This window comes from Membranihabitans maritimus, from assembly GCF_021729145.1.
Taxonomy (GTDB): domain Bacteria; phylum Bacteroidota; class Bacteroidia; order Chitinophagales; family Saprospiraceae; genus Membranihabitans; species Membranihabitans maritimus.
In genome coordinates this window covers 1-18,757 of sequence record NZ_JAJSLW010000028.1, presented here as the reverse complement: position 1 = coordinate 18,757, position 18,757 = coordinate 1, and the positions used below count along the sequence as shown (strand labels likewise).

Annotated in this window: 16 protein-coding genes, 1 tRNA gene and 1 pseudogene; 5 read left to right on the top strand and 13 right to left on the bottom strand. The window is 37.0% G+C overall.

Features of this window, described 5'->3' with window-relative positions; genetic code table 11:
• Positions 1 to 153: 153 nt before the first annotated feature.
• Complete coding sequence (locus LVD47_RS21700) at positions 154 to 1,062, bottom strand: FAD:protein FMN transferase (RefSeq protein WP_236980593.1); 909 nt, start codon at positions 1,060 to 1,062, stop codon at positions 154 to 156.
• Positions 1,063 to 1,366: 304 nt separating this feature from the next.
• Here LVD47_RS21700 and LVD47_RS21695 point away from each other — a divergent pair, with 304 nt between their 5' ends.
• From LVD47_RS21695 to LVD47_RS21675, 5 genes are all read left to right on the top strand, one after another.
• The gene (locus LVD47_RS21695; RefSeq protein ID WP_236980592.1) at positions 1,367 to 2,278 is read left to right on the top strand and encodes a hydroxypyruvate isomerase family protein; all 912 of its coding nucleotides are present in this window, start codon (positions 1,367 to 1,369) and stop codon (positions 2,276 to 2,278) included.
• Between the two features lie 129 nt (positions 2,279 to 2,407).
• Positions 2,408 to 2,482, top strand: a tRNA-Val gene (locus tag LVD47_RS21690).
• Positions 2,483 to 2,521: 39 nt separating this feature from the next.
• The gene (locus tag LVD47_RS21685) at positions 2,522 to 4,798 is read left to right on the top strand and encodes a DUF7133 domain-containing protein (protein ID WP_236980591.1); all 2,277 of its coding nucleotides are present in this window, start codon (positions 2,522 to 2,524) and stop codon (positions 4,796 to 4,798) included.
• A gap of 654 nt (positions 4,799 to 5,452) precedes the next feature.
• The gene (locus tag LVD47_RS21680) at positions 5,453 to 8,527 is read left to right on the top strand and encodes a SusC/RagA family TonB-linked outer membrane protein (RefSeq protein WP_236980589.1); all 3,075 of its coding nucleotides are present in this window, start codon (positions 5,453 to 5,455) and stop codon (positions 8,525 to 8,527) included.
• 12 nt (positions 8,528 to 8,539) lie between these two features.
• Entirely contained in the window at positions 8,540 to 10,237 is a 1,698-nt protein-coding gene (locus tag LVD47_RS21675; protein ID WP_236980587.1) for a SusD/RagB family nutrient-binding outer membrane lipoprotein, read from the top strand.
• 449 nt (positions 10,238 to 10,686) lie between these two features.
• On the opposite strand, the gene LVD47_RS21670 is transcribed toward LVD47_RS21675, so the two are convergent.
• The 12 genes and pseudogenes from LVD47_RS21670 to LVD47_RS24195 all read right to left on the bottom strand — a co-directional run.
• On the bottom strand, positions 10,687 to 10,899 hold the full coding sequence (locus tag LVD47_RS21670; protein WP_236980585.1) for a heavy-metal-associated domain-containing protein: 213 nt from the start codon (positions 10,897 to 10,899) through the stop codon (positions 10,687 to 10,689).
• Between the two features lie 23 nt (positions 10,900 to 10,922).
• Positions 10,923 to 13,181: a heavy metal translocating P-type ATPase gene (locus LVD47_RS21665; RefSeq protein ID WP_236980583.1), complete on the bottom strand. Its 2,259-nt coding sequence runs from the start codon at positions 13,179 to 13,181 to the stop codon at positions 10,923 to 10,925.
• Positions 13,182 to 13,346: 165 nt separating this feature from the next.
• Positions 13,347 to 13,958 carry a mercuric transport protein MerTP gene (gene merTP / locus LVD47_RS21660; protein WP_236980580.1) on the bottom strand — a complete coding sequence of 204 codons (612 nt, stop codon included), beginning with the start codon at positions 13,956 to 13,958 and terminating at the stop codon, positions 13,347 to 13,349.
• A gap of 2 nt (positions 13,959 to 13,960) precedes the next feature.
• Positions 13,961 to 14,230, bottom strand: a complete 270-nt coding sequence (locus tag LVD47_RS21655; protein WP_127844228.1) for a thioredoxin family protein — start codon at positions 14,228 to 14,230, stop codon at positions 13,961 to 13,963.
• A gap of 69 nt (positions 14,231 to 14,299) precedes the next feature.
• Positions 14,300 to 14,686, bottom strand: coding sequence for a metal-sensing transcriptional repressor (locus LVD47_RS21650; RefSeq protein WP_127844229.1), 387 nt, complete (start codon positions 14,684 to 14,686; stop codon positions 14,300 to 14,302).
• 18 nt (positions 14,687 to 14,704) lie between these two features.
• Positions 14,705 to 14,926 carry a GDCCVxC domain-containing (seleno)protein gene (locus tag LVD47_RS23865; protein WP_127844230.1) on the bottom strand — a complete coding sequence of 74 codons (222 nt, stop codon included), beginning with the start codon at positions 14,924 to 14,926 and terminating at the stop codon, positions 14,705 to 14,707.
• Complete coding sequence (gene merTP / locus LVD47_RS21645; RefSeq protein ID WP_127844231.1) at positions 14,923 to 15,525, bottom strand: mercuric transport protein MerTP; 603 nt, start codon at positions 15,523 to 15,525, stop codon at positions 14,923 to 14,925. The genes LVD47_RS23865 and merTP (LVD47_RS21645) overlap by 4 nt, the downstream gene beginning before the upstream one ends.
• Positions 15,522 to 15,896, bottom strand: coding sequence for an ArsR/SmtB family transcription factor (locus tag LVD47_RS21640; protein WP_236980578.1), 375 nt, complete (start codon positions 15,894 to 15,896; stop codon positions 15,522 to 15,524). Before LVD47_RS21640 ends, merTP (LVD47_RS21645) begins: the two co-directional genes overlap by 4 nt.
• 144 nt (positions 15,897 to 16,040) lie before the next feature.
• Positions 16,041 to 16,682, bottom strand: a complete 642-nt coding sequence (locus LVD47_RS21635) for a class I SAM-dependent methyltransferase (RefSeq protein ID WP_236980576.1) — start codon at positions 16,680 to 16,682, stop codon at positions 16,041 to 16,043.
• 82 nt (positions 16,683 to 16,764) lie between these two features.
• Positions 16,765 to 17,331, bottom strand: a complete 567-nt coding sequence (locus LVD47_RS21630) for a helix-turn-helix domain-containing protein (RefSeq protein WP_236980574.1) — start codon at positions 17,329 to 17,331, stop codon at positions 16,765 to 16,767.
• A gap of 12 nt (positions 17,332 to 17,343) precedes the next feature.
• On the bottom strand, positions 17,344 to 17,520 hold the full coding sequence (locus LVD47_RS21625) for a hypothetical protein (protein ID WP_169833977.1): 177 nt from the start codon (positions 17,518 to 17,520) through the stop codon (positions 17,344 to 17,346).
• 72 nt (positions 17,521 to 17,592) lie between these two features.
• Positions 17,593 to 18,681, bottom strand: a pseudogene (locus tag LVD47_RS24195) (efflux RND transporter periplasmic adaptor subunit); the annotation flags it as partial.
• Between the last annotated feature and the right edge of the window lie 76 nt (positions 18,682 to 18,757).

The following is an 18,757-nucleotide window of genomic DNA, read 5'->3' as shown; positions in this document are numbered from 1 at the left end:
AACAGAGTAAATTTAATGGATATTCTTCTCTAATCTCTCAAATAAATGGATTTTATTGTTTTTTTCCAAACAAAAAAAAATCATAAAATTTCAGTATGAAATTCGTCAATAAACCATATTATATTTCAATTTATACTACTAGGTTGACTAATTCTATTTTTTCATGAATTTCATAAACCCATCACTCCAGGTAGTATTAATCCGTTCTCCCTCTACAAAAGATATTAATACTTCGACACCTTTAATTGAATTTGCTTTTTCTACAGCCTTACTCGGTGGAAGAATAGAAAAATAAGACGCATAAAAATCCGCCTTCCATCCTTCAGGTGCCAAAACGGTGACGTTTGTTCGATGTTTTACCGGTTTCATAGTTTCCGGATCTATTATGTGTGAAAAACGCTCATCACCAATGGTAATATATTGGTACATATCTCCAGAAGTAGCTACAGCATAATTATTAATATTGAGTATTTGGCTTTCCAGAGAACCGTCTTTTAACTCAACCCCCACTTTCCAGGGCTCATTACCTTTTGATTCCCCGGTAACAATATCACCTCCCGCATTTATCAAAGCAATCGGATACCCTGAAGCCTCAAGTTCGTCAACAAATTTTTGTGCCACGTATCCTTTACCCAATCCACCAAAGTCCAAACAAGCATTTTCTACACCCCATTTTGCCTTTCTCCCACAAATCCTTATGTTAGAGATATTTTTACGGGGCAAAAAGGTTCTTAGAATTGAGTCAGCCGGCATTGAATCCCAATTCTTTTTTGATTTCCAAAAATGAATAAGGCAACCAACTGATACATCAAACTTCCCATTACTTAGTTTATAGGCCTCTTTCGATAGTCTCAACAAGGTTGTTAAATCCGGAGAAATGGAGATTTTTTTTCCACTTACCTGTTTTTCACAAAATAAATTAACGTCACTATTCTCTTCGTAATGATTAATCTCGAAAATTATATCATCTAGTTCCCTTGAAATTCTATTTACTGTGCCAGTCAATCCTGTGGTATCATAGGCATAAATCACAATATCAAATGGACTTGCCATTTTTTCCATCCAAAATGTCTTTTTAATCAAAACATTACCTCCTTGTTGACTATATGCACAAAATGCACACAGAAGAAAATGAAGAAGAAAAAAATGTTTACTTAGTAATACCAAATTTTTTGTTATAGAAACGATTTAATTTTGCAAATATTCATAAAAATAATTATTTAGTGTACTTTTAGTTTTGACAGTATTGATATTTACAATTAAACGTATCAAATCAAACCACATATAAAATAAGCTATCATACAATTCATCGAATGTGAAAAAATACTAAATTCATCACATTCATCTAAATCAAAATAAATAACTGATGAAAAGAAGAAATTTTGTAAAAAACAGCTTTTTGGGTGCATCAGCCCTCAGTATTTCTCCTTCTCTAAGAGGCAATCCTACTAAGCAGCCTGCAGGAGAAACCTTTAACCTAAATTACGCTCCCCATAATGGCATGTTCAAAAATCATGCTGGAAATGATTTTGTCGATCAAATAAAATTTATGGCTGACCAGGGCTTTCGATCGATTGAAGATAATGGAATGATGAAACGCTCTATTTCCGAACAAGAACGCATTGGTAAAACACTCGACGACCTGGGTATGGATATGGGTGTATTTGTAATTGACAAAGGCGGTAACGGAGCAAATACTTTTGCCGCTGGCAAACAGGAACATACCGATATATTTTTGAAAAGTTGCCAAACGGCAGTCGATGTGGCCAAACGAGTGAATGCCAAATGGATGACAGTAGTTCCTGGAAATTACGAGAGAAGACTTCCGCTTGATATCCAGACCGGAAATGTAATAGAAACCCTTAAAAGAGCTTCTGAAATATTTGAACCGCATGGACTGATCATGGTTCTGGAACCATTAAGTGATACCCCGGATCTATTTCTCCGCTATTCTCCTCAGACACACTTGATTTGTAAGGGTGTGGACAGTCCGGCCTGCAAAATTCTCTATGATGCTTACCATATGCAAAAAAACGAGGGGAACCTCATAACCAATATTGATTACTGCTGGGACGAGATAGCATATTTTCAGGTAGGTGACAACCCCGGCAGGAAAGAACCCTACACAGGTGAGATAAACTATCAAAACGTATTCAAACATATCTATGATAAAGGCTATAAAGGAATAGTTGGCATGGAACATGGCTTAAGCGAAGGTGGGAAATCAGGAGAAATAAAGTTAATAGAATCCTATCGCAAGGCAGATGCTTTTCTGTAATTTTCGGTATCCATTAATGATTAGCACCTATTAGAATACAAGGGAGTGGGTTAAAGACATCATAAATTTCGTCATATAATAAAAATAATTTTAAATAATTTTTTATTTTTGGCGCTCTTGAACGGGAACGGGTGATTAGCTCAGTTGGTTTAGAGCACTGCCTTGACAGGGCAGGGGTCAGCAGTTCGAGTCTGCTATCACCCACTTACATTCTTAATAAATTTCAACCAAGAAAGAATTCAAATGAAATTTGCGGCAAAATTGGTAATGTGTATTTTGTTGAGTTCTAGTATCATATCTTGTAATCAAAAAAATCCTTTCACGGATTTCGAACGTTCTATTGACCTGTCAAATTTTCAGTTAAAAGATGGATATTCACTTGATGTAATTGCTTCGGAACCATTGATTGAAGCACCGGTCGATTTGATATTTGACCCATTCGGTAAAATGTGGGTTGTCGAGATGAAAGGGTATATGACGGATTTTACGGGAAGTGAAGAAGAAATACCAAACGGACAAATTTCCTATCTGGAAGACAAAGATGGGAATGGCAGGATGGACCACAAAACGGTTTTTTTAGATAGTTTGGTATTACCCAGAGCCATCAAGTATATCAATGGAGGAATTCTATACGCTACTCCTCCGAATTTGTGGTGGGTGCCTGTAGAAGAAAATAATACACCCGGCAAGAAAATCCTTGTTGATGATGCTTACGCTGTAGGTGGCAATGTCGAACATCAGCCAAATGGTTTGATGTACCATCTGGACAATTGGTTGTACAACGCGAAATCCAATGCGCGATATCGATTCAAAGATGGAAAATGGAAAAAAGAATTTATTTTCCTAAGAGGGCAATGGGGTATCACACAAGATTCATTCGGCCATATTTTTACGAATTCCAATTCAAGCCAATTTAAAGGTGATTATTTCCTTCCCGGAATACTCGATAAGAATCAAAATTTGTCTTATCCTTCTGGTGTTAACGTTAACGTCGTTAAAGACCAAAGGGTATACCCTCTTCATCCAACTGCCGTAAACAGAGGTTATATTGAAGGAATGTTGGATTCCACAAACAACCACCTTCTTAATTTTACTTCTGCCTGTGGTCCATTGGTTTACGAAGGGAACAATTATGGAAAAGACTTAAAATACCATTCATTTGTTTGTGGGCCGGAAGTAAACCTTATTAAACAGAATGAAATTTACAATAAAGAAATTGCCATTACAGGGAAACAAGTTTATGAAGATTCTGAATTTATCGCTTCAAGTGATGAGGGCTTCCGACCTGTTAATTTAAAAGTAGGACCTGACGGTTTTATGTATATAATTGATATGCATAGAGGGTTACTCCAGCACAAAACCTACCTCACCTCATATTTACGAAACCTATATCATCAAAAGGGCCTGGATACCGTTGTCAATTTTGGAAGAATTTTCAAGATCAATCATACGAATTCATCATCCCTATCTATATCAAATCCCGGGAATACTTCCGTCAGTGGTTTAGTTCAAATGTTGAGCAGTCCAAGTGGCTGGCACAGAAGATACGCGCAGCAATTGCTAATTGAAAAAAATGATACAAGTTCAATCCAACTTGTTCGTGATTTGTCCGAAAGCTCAAATTCAAATTTAACAAAACTACACGCATTTTGGACGTTGGAAGGCCTTGATGGAATTACAAGCTTAGATATTCTATACCTTTGGAACAACGATGAAGAATATTTTATTCCGCATATAATAAAAATGCTGATTGAACATCCTGAGTTAATCAATTCTGAAATCAAGAAAAAAATTAACAATTATAAAAATAATCAACAGGCCAGTCCAAAAAATCTAATTTATTTAACGGCCCTCAACGGACTTATTTCTAATAAGCAAGACGACCAAATTCAGTTCACTACCCAAATTCTTGACCTTCTTAAACCGGATCATCAAAAATTCGCTGTCTTTATGGCATTATCCAATCACAGGGACAATGAAGCTTTTATGTTGAATGGTTTAAAAGAATACTGGTCATCAATGAAAGAAAGTAAGGAAGAATTAACCGGTCTGGAGGAAAGGATTGAATCAAATATTGATTATTTCAACAGGGTAAAAAATAATTCTTCAAAAAGTACATCGGGTATAGAAATTTTTGAAGCCAACTGCAGTACCTGCCACGGAAGAGACGGGAAGGGAATCGAACATGTTGCACCCCCACTCTACCACTCAGAATATATAGAAGGAAGAGATAGTGCATTTGCTTTGATCGTTTTGCATGGTCTGAAAGGCCCCGTGATTGTTGACGGAAAAGAATATGAATTCCATGCAGTAATGCCCGGCCTATCAGAGAACAAAGAATATACTGATCGTGAAATTGCAAGTGTAATGTCTTACATTAAAAATGCTTTTGGAAGGAAACCGAAAGGAATTAGCTCCCAATTCATTGAAGAAATGCGTAAAATCCAACCTGACAGTAATGATGTGTATACTGTGAAAACCCTGGAACAAAAATTGAAATCGATCAGAGATAGCAAATAAACCTTTTTGGTTTCATTTATATTTCCTCCTCGCTATTCCAATGGGGATCCTCCATCAATTCTGCATTACAAAACTTCCGTCTCTACAACAATAAATAATTTTTTTGCACTTCCCGACCAATTCTTTGTCGTTGGTAATACTTTCCGTCCTGCGGAAATGCTATGATACAGGAATTATTGAGAAAGTAGTATTCCCTTATCATCCAGGAATTTCATTGGATCGGAATGCCCATCCGATTCGTTCCCAACGGGATAGATAATAATTTCATTTTTAATATCTTTTTGGTGGCCAAACGTGTAATATTCATAATGGAAGTAATGGATAATGCCCATCTAATTATCTATAATCCTTATTACAATGCAAAACTTAAAACACAATATTGAATATAATTAAAATAAATAATTTATTAAGATCAATATTACCACCATTAATTAAATTGATTAGACATTAACACTAAAAGGAAAATTTAAAGTAACTCGCAGCGATTAACCAACCTCATACGTTATGAAATATGAAAGAGTAGAATTAATGTTTGGAATTAAATCCTAAATCCTATAATACAAGTCGTTTTCATTAGGTAAAATTTACTAAATAATGCATGTATTTAGTAAGTTTTTAAACAAACTATATTATCAAAACCATAAAACATTCAGTATGAAACAATCAGTACTTTTCATAATTCTGTGTTTTCTGAGCTTTTCAATATCAGCTCAAATCACGGTTGAAGGTAATGTAACAGACAGTAATGGTGACCCGTTAATTGGAGCCAATGTCTTTTGCAGTGCCAACAATAGTGGTACTATTACAGATTTTGACGGAAACTATAGTATAACAGTACCCGGTGACGCCACTTTGCAATTTAGTTTAGTTGGCTACTCCACTCAAACAATTGAAATCGAAGAAAGAACAGAAATTAATATTACCCTTCAGGAAGGGATCGCACTCAATGAAGTAGTCGTTACGGCTCTGGGAATTTCAAGAGATAAAAAGGCACTGGGGTACGCAGTGACAGAAATAGGAGGAAGTGATGTCAATACTGTAAAAGAAACGAACGTAGTAAATTCTTTATCCGGCCGGGTAGCTGGAGTAGTCATCACCCAATCTACCGGGGGACCGGCGAGTGGCTCGAGAGTAGTAATTCGAGGGAATAATTCCCTTACCGGCAATAACCAACCACTGTATGTAGTGGATGGAGTCCCTATCGACAATAGTGGATTTGGTAGTGCAGCCGGATCCGGAGCAGGGGAATATTCTCGAACGGACTACGGAACGGGGGTATCAGATATAAATCCAGATGATATAGAAAGTATTTCTGTACTTAAAGGTCCGAATGCTGCTGCTCTTTACGGTAGCCGGGCTTCTAACGGTGTGGTTTTGATTACTACTAAAAAAGGAACTGCTCAAAAAGGCATAGGCGTTACCTATTCGTCCAATTTCACGTTTGAAAATCCTTTGATTATTCCCGAACTACAAAACCAATATGGCCAGGGAAGTCAGGGAGATATTACTTCAGACCTTGAAGTCCTTCAAACACAAGGCGGGTCCTGGGGAGCACCACTCGACGGATCCCAGCAATTATACTACACTGGAGAACAAAGGCCATACCTGGCAAGACCTGATAATGTATCTGATTTTTTTCGTACAGGATCAAATTGGGTAAACACACTGGCCCTGGAAGGAGGTAATGAAAATGCCAACATGCGATTTTCATATACCAATAACCAGGCAGAATCAATACTACCGAATTCCGGCATCGGGAGGCACAACTTTAACCTTCGCGGAAATGCAAGGCTTTCAGATCGCCTGACATTGGACGCCAAGATCACCTATTTCACACAGGATGCCAAAAACAGGGTAACGCAGGGAACTGAAGGTATAATGGCTTATCTATATGATATTCCCCGGAATCTGTCATTAGCTGATTACGAAGATTATCAAAATGAATCAGATTTATCGGTAAGAACGTATGGGTCCAGCAATGGAAACCCTTATTGGATATTATACAATGACAGGAATGAAGACCAAAGAAATCGGTTTTACGGTTTTGCCAAAGCTACCTATCAATTTTCTGATTGGTTAAGTGGATTTGCGCGGATAGGAACAGACTATGTAAATCAAAATATTGAATCGGTAACATCTTTCGGACATTGGTTTTTCCCTTCCGGAAGATTTAACTACAGAAAATTCAAAACTACAGAAACCAACGCTGACTTTTTGTTAATTGCCAATAAGCGATTTAACGAAGACTGGAGTATCAACGGAAATCTGGGTGGGAATTTATTATATGCAACAAGTGAAAACATTGGTATTTTCGGAGAAGATTTTAAGATTCCGACAAAAGCCACAACAGCAAGTGCCCGGAATTTAGTACCCAGTTACACCCCTACCTCCGAGAAAAAAGTAAATTCTCTGTACGCTTCGGCTTCTCTATCTTATAAAGATATGATATATCTAGATTTATCCGGAAGGAATGATTGGTCTTCTACATTACCTGAAAACAACCGATCTTATTTTTATCCGGCTGCAAGTTTGTCGTATCTTTTAAGTGAGTCACTCAATATGAGGAATTTGAATCTCGCTAAACTGAGAGTATCATGGGCACAAGTCGGTAGTGATACGGGGCCTTATCAATTAGACAACTTTTACAATTTGCAGCAAAATTCATACCTGGATTTGACCACCCTAACAAGGCCAAGTGTAAGATTGAATCCAGATTTACAGCCGGAACAAACTACTTCGCTGGAGTTTGGGGCAGAAGTGAGAATTTTTGATAACAGGGTTTATGGAGATTTCTCCTACTACGATATAAAATCCAAAAATTTGATCATGGATGTACCTGTCCCAGCATCTACTGGTTACAGTACCTTCAGAACCAATGTAGGTGAAATGTCAAATAAAGGGGTTGAATTACTCATAGGTGGAGTACCCGTAGCGAATGAAGATTTCACATGGGATGTCTCTTTAAATATGGCACACAATGACAACCAATTAGTAGAATTGGTCGACGAATTAGAAAATTTTGTATTTTCTACTACAAACTCGGGCAATGTTGTTGTACAAGCTACTGTCGGAGGAGGTTTTGGTGATATTTACGGAAATACGTGGATGACTAATGACGCTGGAGAAATCGTAGTAGACGCTACCGGAAGACCACAAGCCAGTGACCAAAGAGTATTTCTGGGAAATTATCAACCCGACTGGACTGGTGGATTCAATAACACCTTAACCTACAAAGATTTTTCTCTTCGATTACTGCTGGATTTTAGGATTGGAGGTCAATTGTATTCGGGAACAGATGCTGGTTTGGATGGATCAGGAGTATCTTCCCGAACTTTGCGATACCGGGATAATGGTGTTACAGTAGAAGGGGTAGTTAACACCGGTACCGCTGACAGTCCAGTTTATGAATCCAATAGCCAGTCCATCACAGCCCAGCAATACTGGGGTTCAATTAGTGGTATTCCTTCAGAATATATTTACGACCAAACTAATTTGAGACTACGTGAAGTTTCCCTTTCATACAAAGTTCCTTCAAAATATTTGTCAAATAAATTTATCAAAGGGCTAAGTATAGGATTAGTTGGAAGGAATTTGTTCTTTTTTTACAAAGACATTCCAAACTTTGATCCTGAATCCAGTTACAGCACCAGCAATTTTTCACAAGGATTCTTATTTTACAACTTACCGACTACCAGAAGATTAGGAGCAAATTTAACTGTCAAATTCTAAAAAACCATTACAATGAAATACGTAATAATATATCTATCATTTGCTTTAGGCTTATTTATGTTCTCATGTACCTCTGATTTTGATGAGATAAATACCAACCCTAATGCAATTACACAAGATGAGGCCAGTGCACGGTATTTTCTTACCGTTCCTCAATATGTTCTATACGGTCCCAATCGATTCCCATACTGGAGAGCCCAACTCATTCATGCTGATCGCTACGCCGGCCACTTCACATTCGGTAACCACGGTTGTTGGTGGACGGATGAACTGGGATATTCCTACGATCCGGCATACACTGATGCCACCTGGGATTGGCTCAGTGGGTATCTGGGCACGCTCGATACCTACCTGAAATTTACACGGGAAGGCGGTGAATTTGAAAATGAAAATATGTATGCCGTAGGGAAGATTATTAAGTCTTTATATTTTCAAATGTATACAGACATATTTGGAGAAATTCCCTACTCAGAAGCGGCGCAAGAAGGAATCCTTCTTCCCAAATACGATACGCAGGCAGAAATATACCAAGGTTTAATATCGGATCTCAATGAAGCAATGGCAACCATAGGAGATAAAACTTCGACAGGTGACGGAATACAGGATTTGGGTGAAAATGATTTATATTTTGGAGGTAATTTACAGAAATGGAAAAAACTGGCCAATACCCTAAAATTAAGAATAGCCACTCGGGCTATGGGTGCAGAAGGTGCTGGTTTTGCGACCTCAGCTATAGAAGAAGCCTTACAAAATCCTTTGTTGTCCAATGAGTCTGAAAACGCCCTGCTCGATAAAGATACAGAAATTGACCAATTTGGAAGTGCTGCCTATGGTGATGTATGGCATAATTTTGGTGGGTTAGGATCAAAATGGACCGTAAGTCAAACACTGCTGAAATATTTGATTGATAACGACGATCCCAGACTCTCTCAATATGCTCAGCCAGCTCCGGGAGGGAGTATTGAAATATTACGGCCTAACCAGGAAAATGATCCTGAAGGATTTGAGTTATTTCCGAAAAGAGCACAATTTCTTGTAGATAATATGCGCGCCCAGGGAGCTGAAGTTAGCGTCGAAGAGACAAGCGGTGGCTGGATGGTCACTATTCCTGAAAATCAATACTACTTAGGGCAGCCTATCCGAATGAATGCCCAAATAAAACCACTGGTTCGTTATGAATTTTATAGCCAACCATCCAACTGGGTCATTCAGCAAAAAAATCAGGGAAGTCCCATTTTTCCTGAAATAGTAATGACGGCTGCAGAATCCTACTTCTTACAGGCTCAGGCTGCAGTAAATGGCATGGGAGGAGATGCACAGGCATTGTTTCAAGAAGCAATACGACAAGCTATGAAGCTCTGGGAAGTAAGTGATGGCGAAATCGATGCTTATTTAGCAGAAGCGGAACTTGCACAGTTAAATGGCACACCGGAAGAAAACCTGGAAAAAATAGCAATTCAAAGGTGGATAGCAGCCTATACAGATGGTTTCGAAGCCTGGTCTATTGTCCGAAAAACAGGTTACCCCAGTGAATTGGCTAATGGTGTTTCAGATGTTGAGTTATATGGCCTGGGTACTATAAACGGGGCATATCCCCAGAGAATGCGGTATGGCAATGGGGCCTATAATTCAAACGGAGACAATGTAAACCAGGCAGTGAATCGACAAGGGGCCGACCGACAGGATACCAAATTGTGGTTTGCTAAATAAAAATACTTCCTGGATTGTGAAAAAGTTTTATCGGGTGTTTGACTATTCGAACACCCTTTTTTTTGAATAAAACCCCAACTGGTTTGGCCCAAAAACAAAAAATCTTGTTAATCCAATGACTAACAAGATTTTTTATTTGTTTCAGTATGTCGGGGTGGCAAAACTAACTTACCACTCAACAATATTTTGATTACCAGACAATTGGTCTATTTCAATAAATCGAGGTAACCGAATAGGTAACCTTTGCTACGATTTTTTCCGTGGGCACAAAGATATAGGAATATTTGAATATAAACACGAACAAATCCTATCATATTTAATTTCAATAAGCTCTTTTTACAAAAAACTGATTTTCAATATAATAAAAAAATAGTTAATTTTGTTTCTTGATCTTCCAAGGTAAAAGAGCCTATCAAAATTTTCCAGACAGCCACAAACCCTTTGAATTTTTAAGCAATTTTCTCAGTTTTAAATCCAATCTTCTTTAAAGTGGTCTCTATATCTTTATCGGTAGCACCTTTACTTTCCACAGTTAAGATTTTATCGGGGTTACCGGTATCCACTTCCCATCTTTCAACACCGTCTTGTTTGTTTAAAAAAGGGGTTACTTTTGATACACAACCACCACAATTGATATTTGTTTTAAATTTTAAAGTTTTCATTGTTTTTGAATTTATAATTAATATTAAAGTTTTACTCGTTTCAGTCTTAAGCTATTTGCAACTACAGATACGCTGCTAAATGCCATTGCTGCACCTGCAATCATAGGGTCTAATAAAAACCCATTTACGGGATAAAGTATTCCTGCCGCTATTGGAATACCAATGATGTTGTAAATAAATGCCCAGAACAAGTTCTGACGTATGCCCAAAACGGTTCTTTTTGACAGTTCCAATGCTTTGGGTATGGATTGTAAATCCGATGTTATCAAGGTCATTTTCGCTACATCCATTGCTATATCCGAACCTTTACCCATTGCAATACTCACATTGGCTTGCGCCAAAGCGTGCGAATCGTTGATACCATCGCCTACCATTGCGACTATCTTTCCATCTGCCTGTAATTTTTCAACAAAAGCGGCTTTGTCCGAAGGCATTACTTCGCCCTGGTAATTTGAAATCCCCACCTGATTTGCCACGGCGGAAGCCGTTTTATTGTTATCTCCCGTGAGCATATAGACCTCGATGCCCCTTTCTTGAAGCGTAGTGATGGCTTTTTTTGAAGTTTCTTTAATCCTGTCCGCAATTGCCAGTATCGCAAGCACTTGATTTTCGTTACCCAAGAATATGACTGTTTTTGCCTTCTCTTCCAGACTTTCTGCTGTTTGTATCAAAGAAGCGTCGATTTGAATATTCTTTTCGACCATAAGTTTATGGTTGCCTACATAATATTTTGAACCATTCTCTGATTGCGCCTTTACACCTTTCCCTGTAATGCTTTCGAAGGAAGTAATTTCTGCTTGTTCAATATTTTCTTCTTTCAAACGATTGACGACCGCTTCTGCCAAAGGATGTTCCGATTGTGCTTCGATAGCCAAGAGAATTTCCTTGTAATCGTTCTGATTTTCAAGCTTGTCCTTCCAAAGTATGTCGGTTACTAATGGTTTTCCTTCCGTAATCGTACCCGTTTTATCAAGGATTACTGCATTCACTTTATGGCCAAGCTCTAAACTTTCGGCATCCTTTATCAAAATATTATTTTCAGCTCCCTTACCGATACCCACCATTATGGCAGTTGGCGTTGCCAAGCCCAAGGCACAGGGGCAAGCGATAACCAATACGGCTACAGAGGTCAATAAGGCTTGTGAAAAGGCATTATCGCCTCCTACGGACATCCAGACGATGAAGGTTACAATGGAAATACCCAACACCACGGGAACAAAAATACCGGCAATCTTATCGACCAGTTTTTGAACGGGTGCCTTACTCCCTTGCGCTTGCTGAACCATTTTAATGATTTGGGAAAGCAGGGTTTCTCCACCTACTTTTTCAGCCGTAAATTGAAAGCTTCCTTTTTGATTAACCGTACCGGCGAACACCTTTTCCCCTTGGGATTTCTGAACTGGAACGGGTTCTCCCGTAATCATACTTTCATCTACATACGAGCTTCCCTTGGAAACTTCGCCATCCACCGGAATCTTTTCTCCGGGACGTACCAAAATGGTCTGACCCACCTGTACAGATGCAATAGGGATTTCCTTTTCTTCACCATTCTCAATAATTTTAAGGGTTTTAGGCTGAAGACCCATTAGTTTTTTGATGGCTGAAGATGTATTTGATTTAGCCTTTTCTTCCAATAGTTTCCCCAAGGAAATAAAGGTAATAATGACGGTAGCCGCTTCGTAATATACGTGAGGCTCGATGACACGACTCAACCAAAATTCAGGAAAGAAAGTGTTAAATACACTAAAGATGAAGGCGATTCCGGTACTCAACGCCACCAAGGTATCCATATTTGCTTTACCGTGTTTGGCCTGCTTGAAGGCATTGATGAAAAAACTGCGCCCAAACCAAAAAAGAATTGGAAAGGCCAATACCAATGAAATCCATTTGCCTGGTTCCCATTGCATATAGAACATTCCCAACACAAAAATGGGTAGCGTAAGTATCGCCGACCAGATGGTACGGTTTTTTATGTCCTGATAATGTTTTTGCTGAAGTTCTTGCTGTACTTCCGAAGGGTCTTCGGCATCAATTATAATATCGTAACCGACCTCACGAAGCGCGTTTTGAAGTTGATTAGGGTTCAACCCCTCATCATACTCTACCATAACAGAACTGTTCGCGAAATTGACGTTTGCGTCAAATACTCCCTCGGTATGTTTTAATACAGATTCAACACTCGCTGCACAAGAGGCACAGGTCATTCCCGTAACCGGAAATGATTCCTTTACTCCTTTTTTAGTATTCTTTTCTTTGGTTTCAAATATGCTGATTGTCTCCATAAACCCATTCTTATTTGTATGATACAAATTTCAGGATTAAAAGACTTTAATGTGTTACGTAATATGCTGAATGATTTGTAGAATTTTCTCTTCACAAATTGTTACTAACCTATTGGATAAGTCGTTTTCAATTTATCTTTTATCACCGCAATGGATACGTGTCTATCAATCTCTACTATTTGTAATCAAATACCCTTTTGATTGAATGACCTTTTTTATCTCATCGACATTCGTTTTAGTGGTATCAAATTCTATAATTGAAGTCCCTCTTTCGAAAGACGTAGTTACATTTGTAACCCCATTAATTTTGTTTACAGAATGATTGATATTTTCTTCACAACCAGAGCATACCATTCCTTCAATATTCAACTTTACAGTTTGAATATGTGTATTGTTTGTTGCAACAATTCCTTTTGTGGCCATTGGGTGAAATATTTGTGGATAATAAGAAACCAATGTCATCACAACAACAAACACAGTAACTAACCACAAATAGAATTTCGACTTAAAAAATGATGGTTTATCAGTTTCACAGTTGTCACAATCGTCCACCTTCTTTTTTTTATAAACCTGATAAAAAGCCAATCCCAATGACAAAAATGCTATGGCCAATAGATAAGGTTTCAATGCAATAAGCCAAGAAAAATAGACAGAACTCCCACTAATACCAACTACACTTGTAAGTAGCAAAGGGCCCCAGCAGCATAGTTTGAGGGAAACTGCTGAAAATACAGCAGTCCCCATAGATGCTTTTTTGTTTAATTTAGTAATTGCCATACCTAACAGCTTCCTATGCCTGCATTTACCAAATCATCTCTTGTGATTTTGATGTTGGTGCAGCAATTCAATAGTTTTCCGTTAACAGCAATGGCAGGAACTCTTGTAACCCCATATTCCTTCATTTTTGAAACACAGATTTTACTTTCGCATTGCTCAGACAGATTATGAAGTGTGATTTCGCAGTCCTTTCCTGCTGTTTCTTTTACTAATCGCACCACAGGCTCGCATACTGGGCAACCTGCTGTAAAAATCTCGATTTGTCTTTTCATCTTATTTTAAGTTTAAATTAATAATGAAACAAAGATGAGAACGTGAGGTAGGGGGTCACCAAACTTTTTTTAGTCTTTTTTTTCGTTGTAGTTTTTTAATCTGGTTTCAATGGTTTGGATTTCTTTTAAGTGATTGGTCAAATCGGATAATTCCAAGTTAGGGAATTCACTTTTTAAATATTCAATTTTATCTTCGTTGCCACAATTTCCTGGGCAAGAGTCCACGGCCTTTACTATTCCAATAGCAAGTGCTTTTCTGTAAACCTCATCCAACAGTAAGTAATGTGCTTTTTGAATGCCTTTATCAATAGATTTGAACTGTATGTTTATTTGTTCGGGGTCTTTTCCCTCATCAAGCATTTTAACAATGCCGTTTAATTGACCGCTCAAAGTTTTTAATCTGGATTTAATATCCAAGATTAAATCAGTAGGTAATTTGTGTTGTTCCGTTTTCATAATTTGAATATTATATTTTTAACAACAACTTGCATCATTACAACTTTTATTTTCTTGAATTGGCGGGCAGGCCACAGTACCGTAAGAACAGAATACGCAACAATCTCCCTCGTTTGGTCTTAATACTTCTTTACAATTCTCGCACTCGTAAAAGAATTGACAAGCGTTCGTCGGCATTTCTTCTTCTTTTTTGTGTCCGCAGTTTGGACAGGTAATTTCTGATTTTAATATAGTTTTCATTCTATTTCTTTTTTGCCAGTCACTTTATAACCTGTAGAATTAATTGCCTTTTCAATAGCTACTTTAGAGGTTTTAGACTTATCAAACTCTACGACGGTACTTCCCTTTTCATACGAAGGGGTTACATTTATAATACCGTCCAATTCATTTACAGCGTGTTTTATGCTTTCTTCACAGCCAGAACAAGTCATTCCTTGAACATTAAAGTTTGCGATTTGAATATCTGATTGGTTTACAATGACCACTTCTTTTTTATTATCCGGATAAAAAATGGATGAATAATATGGAAATGCCAGCATTATAATTGCAAATGCTGTTACTATTCCCAAAAAGGTTTTTGACTGTATAAATTTTGGTTTCTCGTCCGTATCGCATTCACAATCGATTTCCTTTTGAGGTTTTAGTTTTTGATACCAAGCAAAGCCGAGCACTAAAATTGTCAACCCGATTAGATAAGGTCTAAAAGGTTCAATCCAAGAAAATGTTGAGGCAATTCCACTTGTTCCGGCGATTAAAGCCAAAACAGTTGTAATACAACATAATGAAGCCGTAATAGCAGAAAGTAAACCTGCACCAATTAATTTGTTCTCACGTTTCATATCGTTTCTAAAACTTTGTTTTTATCAAGTATTTCAAAAAACGGATTTAACAATGTTGAATATTTAGGGGTTAGTGAGTAAAAAATCGTTTGGGCATCTCTTTCGGTTTGCAATAAATTTCTGTCTTTCATTTTTCTCAAATGTTGAGAGATGGCAGAAATGTTCATTCCGAGAATGTCGCTTAAATCACAAACGCAGAGCTTTTTTTCCTCAAAAAGTAAATAGAGAATTTTCAGTCTCACGTTATTTCCAACCAATGAAAGTCCATTTGCTAAGTAATCAAATGTTTCGTTTAATTCTGAAACTGCCTCTTTACAACGGTTTATCTGATCAATATCCGCCTGTTGTCTTATACAAGAATTATTTTCCATAAACTAAAGTTACAATTATTTCTTATTTAAGCAAATGCTGAAATATAAATGTAAAATGATAGATAAATTTTAGTTATTATGTTCCTTTTGTTTCGATTTGTGTGTGGGTAAAAACTTAAAATGCCAAAGTGTGTGTCTGTTCTTTTAGCTTGTGGGTGAAGGTATTTCTGGCTTTACAGTTAATTGTCTTTTAAAACTACAAAACAGAAAATTCTGTATAGTGTTGAATGGTGTTAAGTGATCCTCTGTTACACAGTGAATTTTGTCAAATCTTTTTTTTAATTCCGATGTTAATTCCTCTTCATTGTATTGTTTTATTTCAAGTCCGCTACATTTTTTTGGTCCATTTTGTGAAAAGGTTCCTATTATTAAATAACCACGTACAAATTTTGACGCTATCTTAATATATTTTTTAATCTGGTCATCCGTTGTAAGAAAATGAAAAGTTGCCCTGTCGTGCCAAACATCGAAAGATGTGTCAGGTTCAAATTCGATAATGTCGCTTACAATCCAATTTACTTTACTCGCCTTTTCTCCCAGTCTTTTTTTAGCTTTCGCAATTGCTTTTTCTGAAATATCAAGTACAGTAATGTTCTTATATTCTTCTTCAAGTAAATAGTCGACCAGTTTACTGTCGCCACCACCAATGATTCTTGCATCTTTATTTAGTTTGAACGAACGTATAAACTCCAGTGAAGTTTTTGGTATTTCTTGCGTCCAACTTACCTGGTCTGGATTTTTAGTTTCGTAAACTGTTTCCCAATGTTTCTTTCTGTCAAATTTCATTTTGATATCTTAATTCAGTTTATTGGTAAATCATTATATTATCTATTGATTTAAAATGTCCCATTAAAAGTGGTAAAAAACCTTAAATCTCATCCAATGATTTTCGGTTTTTGTCCACAGATTTCTTAAACTGCGTAAGTGTCATTCCCGTTACTTTTTTGAATTGATTGCTTAAGTATGCAACGCTACTATAATGTAGTTGAAAAGCTATCTCACTCAAGGTTAATTCATCGTAAACTATAAGTTCTTTAACACGTTCAATCTTCTGGTTGATAATGTATTGCTCAAACGTGATACTTTCTACTGACGAGAATAGGGAACTTAAATATTTATAATCCAAGATAAGTTCGCCTGTAACAATATCTGCCCATTTGAAATCGAGCTCCTCGGAAGAATGATGGATTTTATCTACAACCAATGTTTTCATTTGTTCAATAAGTTGACTTTTACGGTCATCAATCAAACTAAAACCTGAATTTTGAAGCGCTTTGGAAAGACCATTTTTGGTCTGAACACTTAATGAAGAAACTAATTTAACCTCCCCCAATTTTATAGAAACATACTGTATTTCAAGTTGTTCCAAAATATTAGATACCGCCGAGATACATCTTGGGCAGACCATATTTTTAATATGGATAATCTCATTCATATAGTACTTGTTTCAAAATAATTTTAATCCAGATTTGTATAGAGAATAATAAACAGCAGCTATTGCAGCAACTACAAAAATCAATACTATCACAACTAAAGCTATAATTTTATCTTTTCTTGAAATATCACTTTTAGGCTGATGTTTCTTTCTGTCATTTTTTCTTCTATTTCTTCTACTTTCACTCATTATCGTTCGCCGTGATAAAACCAAAATTAATTTATGGTCTTATTCAGATTACTTGATTAATCCATAATTCGCTTATTTTAAAGTTGCATTTACTTCGCCACAGGTTAACATAGCCGCTCCATAATATGGGTTTCGCACCTCTTTTTCCAAACTTATCCAATAAGCTCCCTTATTGTTATCGGCCATTGGACAAAACTGGATATATACATTTTCGTTAATCCCAAAAAGTTGCACGCTACTTATCATATGCGCAGAAAGATGTTTAAAATGTGCTCTTTGTGTTGCTATATCTGAATCGTTCTCAATAGAATTAGCCGAGGTCTTTAGTTCTTTCTGAATGGTCATCCAATGGTTATGTGCTTTTTCATCAGATATTAATTTCATATCCACTTTTTTCAAAGATTGGTTTATTTGTTTTCCTGCCTGTTGAGCACCCTTGGCATCATCATTTACCAATGCATCTTTTAAAAGGATATAATCATCAAAAACCTGTTTTAACTGATTCTGAAATTTGTTTGAAACTTCAATCCTTTCTTTCATTTGAGAATGATTGGTTTTATCCGCATTTTCTCCAAAACTATCTTCTTGCATTCCCAAATGTCCTTCGTGGCCTGTCATTGTTTTACCACCAGATGCATTCATCATACTTTTTTTCCCCTGTAATTGTGCAGCGGCATCTACGGTAAACGTTCCGTTAGTTACGACTTCATCTCCATTCTTTAAACCTTCAAGAATGGTATAACTATCGCCATTGGCATTGCCCAATAAAACTTCCCTCATTTCGAAAATAGCTTCATTAGGGTTTGTTTTGACATAGACTACAGAGCGTTCTCCCGTCCACATAACAGCGGTTGACGGTACGGAAACGGTATTCTCGGTGCTTGTTTGCTTACCCTCAATTATACCTTCCACAAACATTCCCGGTTTAAAGAGGTCTTTCTTATTTTGCAAGACCGCTCTTACAACCACCGTTCTAGTTGCAGAATTTAATAAGGGGTCGATGAATGAGACTTTTGCATCAAAAACCTCATTGCGATAAGCATTTGTGGTCACTTTAATAGTTTGCCCTTCTTTTAGGGATGCAATTTGATTTTCATAAGCATCAAATTCTGCCCATACTGTATTGAGATTCGCAATTTTATATAAGGGTTGTCCTTGCTTTCAGCAATTTCTACTGAAAATTAGCGAGGCGCTTTCACATTATAAAAATATTGTATATGTTTGTTGTTATGAGAAT

Bases quoted from the DNA above. Each gene is read 5' to 3' on its own strand.
- LVD47_RS21665 (WP_236980583.1), bottom strand. From the start codon at position 13,181: ATGGAGACAATCAGCATATTTGAAACCAAAGAAAAGAATACTAAAAAA.
- LVD47_RS21680 (WP_236980589.1), top strand. From the start codon at position 5,453: ATGAAACAATCAGTACTTTTCATAATTCTGTGTTTTCTGAGCTTTTCA.
- LVD47_RS21675 (WP_236980587.1), top strand. From the start codon at position 8,540: ATGAAATACGTAATAATATATCTATCATTTGCTTTAGGCTTATTTATG.
- LVD47_RS21695 (WP_236980592.1), top strand. From the start codon at position 1,367: ATGAAAAGAAGAAATTTTGTAAAAAACAGCTTTTTGGGTGCATCAGCC.
- LVD47_RS21700 (WP_236980593.1), bottom strand. From the start codon at position 1,062: ATGGAAAAAATGGCAAGTCCATTTGATATTGTGATTTATGCCTATGAT.
- LVD47_RS21630 (WP_236980574.1), bottom strand. From the start codon at position 17,331: ATGAATGAGATTATCCATATTAAAAATATGGTCTGCCCAAGATGTATC.
- LVD47_RS21685 (WP_236980591.1), top strand. From the start codon at position 2,522: ATGAAATTTGCGGCAAAATTGGTAATGTGTATTTTGTTGAGTTCTAGT.
- merTP (WP_127844231.1), bottom strand. From the start codon at position 15,525: ATGAAACGTGAGAACAAATTAATTGGTGCAGGTTTACTTTCTGCTATT.
- LVD47_RS21635 (WP_236980576.1), bottom strand. From the start codon at position 16,682: ATGAAATTTGACAGAAAGAAACATTGGGAAACAGTTTACGAAACTAAA.
- LVD47_RS21625 (WP_169833977.1), bottom strand. From the start codon at position 17,520: ATGAGTGAAAGTAGAAGAAATAGAAGAAAAAATGACAGAAAGAAACAT.
- LVD47_RS21640 (WP_236980578.1), bottom strand. From the start codon at position 15,896: ATGGAAAATAATTCTTGTATAAGACAACAGGCGGATATTGATCAGATA.
- LVD47_RS21655 (WP_127844228.1), bottom strand. From the start codon at position 14,230: ATGAAAAGACAAATCGAGATTTTTACAGCAGGTTGCCCAGTATGCGAG.
- LVD47_RS21650 (WP_127844229.1), bottom strand. From the start codon at position 14,686: ATGAAAACGGAACAACACAAATTACCTACTGATTTAATCTTGGATATT.
- LVD47_RS21670 (WP_236980585.1), bottom strand. From the start codon at position 10,899: ATGAAAACTTTAAAATTTAAAACAAATATCAATTGTGGTGGTTGTGTA.
- LVD47_RS23865 (WP_127844230.1), bottom strand. From the start codon at position 14,926: ATGAAAACTATATTAAAATCAGAAATTACCTGTCCAAACTGCGGACAC.
- merTP (WP_236980580.1), bottom strand. From the start codon at position 13,958: ATGGCAATTACTAAATTAAACAAAAAAGCATCTATGGGGACTGCTGTA.